This window comes from uncultured Microscilla sp. (genome assembly GCF_947493425.1).
Classification (GTDB): Bacteria; Bacteroidota; Bacteroidia; order Cytophagales; family Microscillaceae; genus Microscilla.
Map to the genome: position 1 here is coordinate 1 of NZ_CANLRP010000229.1, position 11,125 is coordinate 11,125.

Sequence of the window (11,125 nt, forward strand, 5' to 3'; positions counted from 1 at the left end):
GGAGCTTCATATACTCTTCTGAATGATTGGTGTCTTTATGCCTATCTTTAGCCGCATTTTCCCTACGTTTTTGCGCAACATCTGGCGGTACAGGTACAGCAATCAATCGGCACTTGACACTATCTTGTGTTCCCAGAATGACATCCATATCGATAAACTGCTTCTTTTTCAAGGTTTTAAGCAATGGAATTCGCTTTTTAGTTTTTGCATCAGTTACCACGACTCCATGACGATAGCGGCTTAAAAAATAAGCGCCCTTTTGGGAGATTTCGTGAAAGGCTCCCAATTTAAAATATCCTAAATCCCTGATAAGTAAATCACCTTCATTTAAATGTTCAACAAAACGTAAAGCATCACCTTGGTCATTATTACGGAATGAACCCAGCTGAAAATCAGCAAATTGCCCTTGTTTTAAACTAAATACTGCCTGAATTTTAGCCGTAGCTGAATCTTTACCTTTTCCTCCACTACCTGGAAATGCAACGGACAAGTGTTTAGGTAGCCGAAAATGAGTAGCATCCTGTACATACACTGCCGGAAATGTCTCAAAACCTTTACTCTTTATAAAGGTAGTGCATCTGGTTGCCAACGATTTGTGTAGTAAACCCTGAACAAAAGTGAGCATCTCAGGGGTCATATATCGGCGAATAGAATCAGCTTCCACATTCTGTTCCTGTAGCAGACTTAACTCTGTAGCCCAGCAGCGATAACTAAATTTACGCCGAGATAAAACCAGCCAATAACTCAACAGCAAGTTTGACACAATGATTTTTTTAGGCTTACGAAAGATCAAACCAACCTTTTGAGCATAGGAAATGGGGTCTAAGGATAATAGACAATCTTTCACAGCGGCAAATTTGGACGACTCAAGGTGAAATAGAGGCATAGAATTATCATTATTTTCTCGCAAAAATCGACTTATTTATCTTTTTTAGCAATATATTTTTCACTAACGTAAAGTTACGCCCTGACCAATGCGATATGCATCGGAATTGTAAACTGACTCTGCGCACTTTTTGAAGTGCGTCAGCAAACAAAATACCCTCGAATAAATAGTGTATTTATTTAATCCCCAGTGCACTCGCCTGCTCCGAACTTGATTCGGAGGAGTTGTGAACCGGAACTTGATTCGGAGGTTGTCTGTCTTCACAGTAGCTGTCAGGCTAAGAAGAGGATAATAAAAAAATGTAGAAAGATCACTATAAAATACCATCAATACCTCAGCGAGTGTCTCCACGTGCCGATCGAATCACCAAAATTTGGACTCTGAAAAACGCTTCCTGGGGTGAAAAAAATAGTAGCCTGACGACTATGGAATCTTCCCTAATTGATAAATCTCGTTATACGGAGCCCATCGGAACCCTAAAAAATAAGTTGTTTTTTAAGCACCGATACACATCGGTATCTAAGGGCTCGTAAACTCGGTTGTGGAGACACAAATCAGGGCGAAAGATAGTAGAATTCATCGTGAGTTATTCAGTATACAAAGTCACGTATTTTAATCTAATTTTTAAACAAGATTTTAAGACAGGCAACTCGTAGCTTCCTTTTTGATTAGCTTATTGTCGTTTTACTCATATTCAGGATCGTAAACTGTGCTGTTTTTCCACACACTAAAAAAAGAATGTTAACAAGCCTTTTGGAAATCACCCAATGTATTTATTGCTAAAGATACTCATATATTCCTTACTCATACCCTATTTTAATATACCTACTTTTTTGTACTTTTCAAATGCCTTTCTTTTTTTTCATAAAATACGAGCTAAACCTCAAACCACCCAAAGACCTTTCGATGCCCATCCAGTACCTCAAACAGCTTATTGTCAGGTTTCGATTGGTTGGTAAAGACATGAAACCTTTAGGCACAAATGTATCTGCTCCTAACTTGAGTCAGAAGAGCAGACGAAGACAGTATTTTTGTTAAAAAACTGGTCGAGTGTTTTTTTATAAGGAATTGTTCAAAAATAAATTTACACTCTTAGGGGTGATTTTTCGCCTTGATGCTTCGTTATTTTTATTGCCCGTAGCGCTGCTATGGGCGCAAAAAATAGCCTCGTCTCAAAACAAAACCTCTACCTCAAGAATGGCAATTTAATTTCTCACCATTCCTAAGGAATGGTGTAAAAATAAATTTCTATAGTAACGCTAAAATATTTTGTTGCTAGACGCGGCACGGCAATATCCAGTGGATATTGAGCGAGCTTGAGGGATGGTTGGCTAATAGCAGCGCTATTCGGCTATTTTTTAACAAAGTATAGCCTCAAAAGATGAGATTAAGAATGTAAATTTATTTTGGTACCATTCCTAAGAAAGCCCTGTACTACAAAACCCACAAGTGAAAGAGAATAAACAGGCAATAACTGAGCAATAGTAAATAACTCTAAACAATAAATAGTACTATTTACTATAATACCTTAAAGAAGCACACATAATTAAACCAAGCATAGTCAAATCTCGTTAAAAACCATTATCGCAACTACTTATAATATAAGTACTACTACACAAAGCCCACCAAAAATAAAAAGTATATATACTCATACTTTATCTAAATTTATTATTAATAAGTCTATCTGAATGCAAAAAATGGCACTGATGTTTGCCATTGTTTTTACATAGCTATAAGGAAGTTTTTATACTCTAAAAAATTAAAATGAGCCCCAAACGATACGAACATTTTAATATCAAGCAATCAAAACGTTTTTTTGAATTATACTCTTCAGCGTCTAAAACTATGGCACTTCAATTAAACTCTTGTTTTATTACAATAGCAGTTTTGCTATTTCTTGGGCTCAACGCTCAGGCTCAAACTGCTACCTGGAAACCAACCGGTACGGTTACTGGTGGATTTTACCAAAACCCTACAGAAAAAAGTTGGTTCAACCCTGCAAATTGGACTTGGACAGGTACTCCACCTACACCAGCAGTACCAGATGCCAATACGGATGTAATCATACCAAGTGGCACGGCTATTTGTTGGATTCCTCAAAATTACACAAACCTCTCTGCACCTAACATAAATACAGTCTCACCTTTGTGTAAGTCACTCACAATCGATGGAGGAGCCTTATACAATCAAGGCAGCAGAAATACTGGAAGTGATGCATCAAAAGGGCTTACTGTGTTGGGCAACATGACACTACAAAACAGTGGAGTATATATAGGCGACGCAGAAATAGCTCGCATAGATGGTAACATTGGTATAGATGCCTCGAGCTATATGGTCATGAATGGAGGGCTGAATGTGATAGAACTGAAAGGGAATTATACCAATAATGGTATTTTAGGAAAAGTAAACCCAAAATCGGATGCCTTAACAGTAGACTTCAAAGGAGCTACAACATCTACTATCACTATTGCTCCTAAAAATTATGTAACCGAGCTTAAACTTTTGAATAGTGGATCAGGCTACACCTCACAGCCTACTGTGACAGTGTCAGGAAATGCAACGGCAGAAGCCAAGCTTGCCATAGAAAACGTAAACATTACTACCAATGGTACTGGCTATACGTCACAACCTTCAGTCACTTTTTCTGCTCCTCCTACTGGTGCTATAGACAGAGCCCAAGGGTATGCAACTATGAGCGTAGAGTCTGCCACAGTAACCAATGGAGGTACAGGCTATACTACTGCTGCAGTGACTATTTCGGGTGGGGGTGGCTCTGGAGCTACGGCTACGGCTACAGTATCTGGAGGAGCAGTTACAAGTATTAACATTACCAATGCAGGTACTGGTTATACCTCTACACCTAAGATAACCATAGATGGCGATGGTACAGGTGCAGAAGCTACTACTATTACAATGACCATCACTGGAATATCTATTACCAACCCAGGGGCTAACTATACTTCATTTCCTACCATCACCTTTGGCAATGGTGCTGCTACTGCCAGTGTTATCAGTATGAAAATCAGTGGTATAGATATTACTAATGTGGGTTCTGGGTATGCCGCTAACCCTACAGTAACCATCAGTGGAGGTGGTGGAAGTGGTGCCAACGCTACAGGCAATATACATGCCTCTAACCAACTATCGCCAGCAATTGCCCCGGTAGCACCTTATTTATATTTAAATAACAGTAACTGGTATGCTTGTGACGCTTTTGACGGTCTGAATGTAAACAAAGACTTACCTACACTCAACACCTACATAGTAACCAATGCCACCACTACCCCCATTGTTGTGGGAGTAGTGGATGGTAGCGGTAACATTCAATACACTAATTCTGGAGACATTAATGTAAACAGCGGAGCTATTGTAGTCAACAATGTAGCTACACTTACAGATGGAACTTATACAACTGCGGACGGACACATTTGGAATCTACCCGCAGCTGATATAAATGTAAGGGGGGACATTAACGTTGCTAATGAAGCAGGAACAGGGGCTACTCGTTCTTTGGCTGGAATTAGTTTAGTTGGCACCGAATCAAACGCTAATAATTATAGTGATTATACATTGAGAGTTGGGGGTAATTTGTACGACCTGAATACCAGTGAGCCAGAAAATACAGTATCTGGAACTGAGTATCGAGGACTATACATTGGAGGTAACTTGTTGAAGGGTTCTGATCGGCAAGACAACCGTCCTTTTGTTATATTTGATGGACTGGTAAACCAAAACGTTCAAGGGGCTATAGCTGCTTTACGCGATAAAGATGATGTGGCCAATGAACCGGCAGGAATTTATTTACCAGAGGTGATTGTTCAAAAGCCTGATAGTTCTACTGTATTTCAGCTTTCGGGAAGTGCAATACGTATTTTTGGGCATTTACTTATTCTTTCGGGAACCTACAATATGAACGCCCAAACATTGCTATTTGGTGATGATGCCAATGTGTTTGCCAGTTCGGTTCAAAACACCCAATCTACCAAAGGAGATGAAATCAACGTATTTGGCACTTTTCAAGTAACTGCAGGTTCAACCTTAAAAATGAGTGGGGGAAACAAAGCTTGGGGAACGATGATGAGGATACGAAAAGGAGGTTACTTGCTTATGCAAGGGCGAGCTAGTGCTCCTATTATCATCAACCGTGATGCACCCGATACTGAGTACTATAGAATGGCAGCCTACAGTGGTTCACGCCTAAGCGTAGTGTATGCTACTTTTGAAAACCAAACCGACCAAAACAATGACTATGCATTGGGAGGAACTGGTGTTACCACCGACAATAGCAATGGAGGAGATGGTAGCCGAGGAGGGTTTAAAGTGTATGAAGGTGCAGTATTGGAAACGGCCATTGACCATGACAATGACCCAACTACTGCCGCTGTAGGTTGCTTTAGTTATTGTTCGTTTACCAATGGTGGAGAAAACCCTGGGGTTTGCCACTTAACCATTAATAATGGACAGGCAATTGATATTTATTACCCCTTATTTGGAGGTAACTCAGAAGCCTGGAGTTCTACCAATAAGTTTGCCAATATTGCCGAAAACTTCAGTGGTTCGGCAGGGGCAATCAATGTTTACTACTCATCGGGGCAAGCTGGTGGGGTAAATGGCGAATGTGCTGACGAAGGGCAGAATGAAAGCAGTCCTAATGTAACAGGCATAGCTTGTGCTGACGAAGGTAACATTCACTGGATAGGCGAGGCAGCATTGTATTGGTGGGGAACTAATAGCACTGCTTGGAACGACCCTACCAACTGGTCTACTAGTGACTTGACGCGTACTCCAAACCCTGGATTTGTGCCAGGAACAGCGGGTAACGAAAACTATAATATCCATGTACTTACTTACTCAGACCGTGACTTGAATGTAGATGCAAACTACACGATTAATGGTACTTTTTTCAATTACTTTGAAGGAGGAGCACCCAAAAACGGTTCTAAAAAAGAAACTCGTAGAGATAATGTAGCGGTGACCCTCAACGGTAATACACTTACTGTAGGGCGTGATTTTATCAACATGGGGCTAACCAATGGTGGTAAAGGTGGGGTTTTTAATGCCAATACTGGTACGTTGAATGTGGGGGGCAACTTTTTGACTGAGTTTGGACCTAATGGGGGATCTAGTGCTGCCAATGCCGTATTTAACCCAGGTACCTCAACTGTAGTGCTCAATGGTACAGGCAATCAGTTTATAAAACTCCGAACCAATAGTTTATACAACCTTACTATTGACAAAGCTTCGGGTATTGTTGGAGCACAGGGTTTATCAGGTCCTAACTTTTACTTTACTGCAACCATACAAAACAATGTTTACCTGAAAAACGGCATCTTTGGTCCTCGCTCTACTACTCCCTTGGTGATACAAGGTAACTTTACTCAAGATGCTGGTACTTTTGATATGGACTTAGGGCCTATAGTAGTACAAGGAAACTATATAGTGAATAATAACGCGAAAAGTTTCCCGCTGACTTCACGCGTATATTTTACCCCTAAAGACAATGCGCTTCGTACCATCACTACTGGTAATAATCATACCTTCAATGAGGTTTATTTTAATAAAGATGAATATATCCCTGAAGAGGGGCATAATAGCGCTACCTCGCAAACTCCAGCAGGTGGTACATTTGCCACTATAGAGGCGGGTGATGTAACTTATAATTTAACCGAAAACCTGATTGTTATCAGTACTATCAAAGTTCAATCTAACCGATTGGTAACCATGACTGCCAACAAGCGTACCCAAACTACCAGTGGTGATGTCACTATTGAACCATCGGCACAATACACGATGGCAGCAGGGTCGGAGCTTTTGTTAGCTCCTGATAAAACCTTTTTGGTAGATGGTCGCTTTGATATGACAGGGTCTGCCAATAGCTATTGTAAAGTGAGTAGAAGCGGTGCGTTGGGCACAGGAAGATATGCTTTTACTGTCAATGGAATTATCAGTGCACGTTATTACTTAGTAGAATTTATGGATGCCAATGGTTTGAATCTTACCAGTACTTCAAGCTCTGTAAGCCCTGGCAACATCACTACTGGTGGGGGTGGTAGCGGGTATACAACCACTACAGTGACAGTAGCAGGTGGGGGGGGTAATGGTGCTGATTTTACGGCAAACCTTGCTGGTGGAGTTGTGACAAGTTTTACTAAAAACAATGGAGGTACTGGTTATATACTCCGCCCCATTGTAGTGGTTGGAGGAGATGGTAATGGGGCTTCTGGAACAGCATCTTTAACTCCAACCTCGATAGGAACAATTGTAGTGGCTGATGGAGGTTCAGGATATGGTAGTGCCCCTACGGTAAATATTACTGGTGGAGGTGGTAGCGGCGCAGCAGCTACTGCCAATATAAGCAGTGGTAAGGTAGTGTCTATTACTATTACTACCCCAGGTAGTGGCTATACCTCTCAACCTTTGGTAAGTTTTACTGGTGGGGCGCCTACCACGGCTGCTCAAGCATTGGCTTACCTTACGCCTACTTCAATTGATAATATTGTGGTTACTCCAGAGCAAACTTATCCAGCGGCAACTTTTAGTGATGGTATCTTTACAAATACCTCTATCACTGGTACAGCACTCACAATTGACGAAAACTACCACACTTATCGCACCACCAATGTGGCTGGTGTTGCATGGGACTATACAGCGGGTATAAGCGCTACAGCTGGTCCAAGAGTAGATACTATTTACAACTGTATATTTCCTTTAAACCCTGATGCTACCTCTACTACTCCTAAAAACGTGACGCGCACTGGTACTACTGCCGATGCAACCAAACGAATTATTTTTAAGGATGCACTGGGAGCGTTTGCTGGTGAAGGCTATGATACAGAAGATGCGGTAACACTGGCTGCAGGCAACCCTAACAACTTCTTAAACCCTGATGGTATTCAAGACAGTGATAGTATGGTGGTGTGGCGTGAACCAAACATTAAACGTTGGGACGGAGGTCCTACCAATACAGGTACGTCTTGGTCGGTAGCCGAAAACTGGTTTCCCGATGGGGTGCCTGGGCCTACTGACAATGTATTAATTAACTTTGACAAGGTTGGTATTCAGTTTAACAATGCTTCAGGACCTCCTGATTTGATTGCACCAGCGGGTGGAATTGTGATTAATATGGATGAAGACCCAACATTGAGACCGATTACATGTAGGAGTCTGACTATAGAAACCTTGTTGCCTTCTCCCAACCCGTCAAGTATTCGCCAACCCATTACGCTCAACCTTGACCGACAAATGTCGATTATTGAAAACTTCTCTATGTCTACTCAAGGTACTGTAAATATAAACAACTCTTCTGATTTTTATGTAGGAGGAAGCTGGAGTAATGAAGGAGACTTTGTAAGTAATGGTAGTGGTACAGTAAACTTCAACCAACCCTTTACAAGGGTAGTAAATGCTACGGCTGATTTTTCTTCCAAACCTAATCCATTTTTTAACCTGACTTTTTCGGCAGGAACCACAGAACTAAACTCGACGATAGGGGTAGCCAACAACCTGAGCATACTCAATGCTGGTACCAAGCTAAACCCTTCTAATAATTTCAATACCATTTATATACAAGGTAATTGGATAAATACTGATGCTACCTTTGATCCCTTACAAGGAACCGTAAACTTTGGTGGAGCTAGTGTACCTAATATAGGCTTTGCTGTGGGTAGTTTTGGGGCACAAACTATTAGCAAAACTATAGGTGGAATAAATCGTAAAGAAGATTTTTATGACTTAATAATTGACAAAGGAACGAACACCAACACCGTTACGCTTAATACTAGAGTAGAGGCTTCTAACTCGCTTGCGCTTACCAATGGTTTGGTAAATAGTTCTACCGATCAAGAACTTATTTTGGGGGTGGCTGCTCAAAAAGGTTATACCCGTACCAATGGCTTTGTAAACGGTCCTATGGGGCGTTTGTATATCAGTGATGGGGCGCTTGACCCAAGGGAGTTTCCTATTGGCAAGGATGCTTTCTCAGGGCAAATATTTAATTTAAATATACAATTGACTCAAAACGATGATGGTGACAAGGCATTGTTTATTGCTGAGCAATTTAACACTGCACCAGCAAGTGGTAGGGTGATTCCAGGAACTAACCCCAATAACATTAACTATGTTTCGGTGTCGCGCCACTGGATTGTACAACAAAAGCCTTATCCTCAGTTTGATGATGCCTACCCAACCAACAGTGTCAATAGTAATAGTCTGGTTGGGTTATCTTCGGGAACAATTTCGTTGCCTTATGAAACTACCTCTGAAAACACGGTAACTACTGCTCCTGCGGGCACTTTTGTGGTAGATTACTCTATTACTGAAATACCAAGTGTGAGTATTTTTAAAGACCCAGGCAATGCTGCCAATACTGCCGCACAAGCCCAAAGAGGTACTGGTACTTTGTTGAATGGTGCTGAGTGGAATGAGGTAGAAAATTTTATTTTGGGTAATACTAGTGTACAATTGATTTCAGCAAATAACACTTTTAACACATTGGGAGATGGTACTTTTGCCTTAGCGTGGGAGTTTACAGCCTTGCCAGTAGATTTGTTGAAATTTGATGCTGCCCTACACGAAAAACAAGTAGTGTTGGAATGGACAACTATCAACGAAAAAGATGCAGTGTATTTTGAGGTACAACGCAGTACCGATGGAATCAATTTCACTTCTATTGGCACTGTGAACGCCACTGGCAACAACAAACCTTTTGAGTCTTATGAGTTTGTTGATAGTTCGCCTGAGTTAGGGGTAAACTATTACCGACTAAAGCAAATTGACCAAAATAGAAAGGTACACAACTCTAGAATTATTCAAATCAATGTGGCGTCTAAGGTAAGTTTTACAGCGTACCCTAACCCTATCAAAGGAGGGAGCTTGCTTAAGGTAAATATATTGGGGGTAAATGCTGAAAGTGCCAAGGTGAGTATTGTAAATATGCAAGGGCAATCGGTGTTTAACAAAAGTGTAGGGCTTTCGTCTAATACAGCCCTAAGCATACCAATAGCCGAAACACTTGCCAAAGGGGTGTACATTCTGAAAGTAACTGCCAAAGACAAGACCTTTCAAACGCAGGTTACTATTAACTAAATAAACACAAATAACAACATATAGTAACAAGGGCTACACTAACAGGTAGATGCTTTTGTTACTTTTTTATTTTTACTACAAGTATTTTATTCACTAAAACCAAAAAAAATGTTAAACAGAAGGATACCCTTAATACTAAGCTTGTTTTTAATGGTTGGGATGTTTAGCGCTTGTAAAAAGAGCGATGGTGGCACTGCCCGAATCACAGTGCGAATGATTGATGCCCCCGGCGATTATGAAGAAGTAAATATTGACATACAAGATGTACAAATTAAAGCAAGTGACGACAATGGTGCCAATGGTTGGACAAGCCTAGGGGGTGTAAAAACAGGCGTGTATGATTTAATCAAACTCACTGGAGGGTTAGAAGCAGTGTTGGCTGATGCAGAGATTCCCGCAGGACGAGTATCACAGATACGTCTAGTATTAGGCGACAAAAATACTGTAAAAATAGATGGAAATACTTTGGCATTAACTACTCCGAGTGCTCAACAATCTGGCCTGAAAATTAACTTAAATGCCGACATTGCTGAAGGGGTAACATATAGTGTATTGCTTGACTTTGACGCAGCTCGCTCAGTAGTAGCCACCGGATCGGGCAAATACAACCTAAAACCAGTCATCAAGGCTATAGCAGAAGCTACTAGTGGTTCTATCAAAGGAACTATTGATCCTCAAGAAGCCACCCCCGCCGTTTATGCCATTAAAGACAGTGACTCTACCAGTGCTTACACCAACGACAATGGTGAGTTTATCATCAAGGGCTTAGACGCTGGTATTTATAAAGTAGTGTTTGAACCCAAAACCGGATATGAAGGGCATACAGTAGAAAGCGTCGAAGTAATACTAGGCGAAGTAAAAGATATGGGCACTATCACTATCAAGAAAAAATAGAGGTTTCCTCGCTCTCTATAAATCATTTCTTTCAAAACCGTACACTAATTTTTCACTACTAATACTTGTGTAGAATTTAACTTTATCAGCCTTAAAAGTGCTTGAATAACAGCGTTTTTCTTTCCGCCTTAGTTTGTGGGCGTTAAGTTGAAAATCCCGAACTTGCCTTCGGGGAAATTTGGGTAATGAAGCCGTAAAAACAGATCACTGTCTGAGCCGCAGGCGAGTTTGAGCTGTTTCGGCGTAATGAAACAAATTTTA

3 protein-coding genes are annotated in these 11,125 nt (G+C 40.9%); 2 read left to right on the plus strand and 1 reads right to left on the minus strand.

Features of this window, described 5'->3' with window-relative positions; genetic code table 11:
• Positions 1-910, minus strand: a 910-nt coding sequence (locus tag Q0954_RS30620; RefSeq protein ID WP_299464636.1) for a transposase, incomplete at its 3' end; no start/stop codon positions are given.
• A gap of 1,821 nt (positions 911-2,731) precedes the next feature.
• Here Q0954_RS30620 and Q0954_RS30625 point away from each other — a divergent pair.
• Together Q0954_RS30625 and Q0954_RS30630 are read left to right on the plus strand one after the other, a co-directional pair.
• Positions 2,732-9,970, plus strand: a complete 7,239-nt coding sequence (locus tag Q0954_RS30625; RefSeq protein WP_299464639.1) for a T9SS type A sorting domain-containing protein — start codon at positions 2,732-2,734, stop codon at positions 9,968-9,970.
• 108 nt (positions 9,971-10,078) lie between these two features.
• Positions 10,079-10,864, plus strand: a complete 786-nt coding sequence (locus Q0954_RS30630) for a DUF4382 domain-containing protein (RefSeq protein ID WP_299464642.1) — start codon at positions 10,079-10,081, stop codon at positions 10,862-10,864.
• Positions 10,865-11,125: the final 261 nt, after the last annotated feature.

What these genes read in the sequence shown, in the direction of transcription:
- Q0954_RS30625 (WP_299464639.1), top strand. Translation starts at nt 2,732, where the DNA reads ATGGCACTTCAATTAAACTCTTGTTTTATTACAATAGCAGTTTTGCTA.
- Q0954_RS30630 (WP_299464642.1), top strand. Translation starts at nt 10,079, where the DNA reads ATGTTAAACAGAAGGATACCCTTAATACTAAGCTTGTTTTTAATGGTT.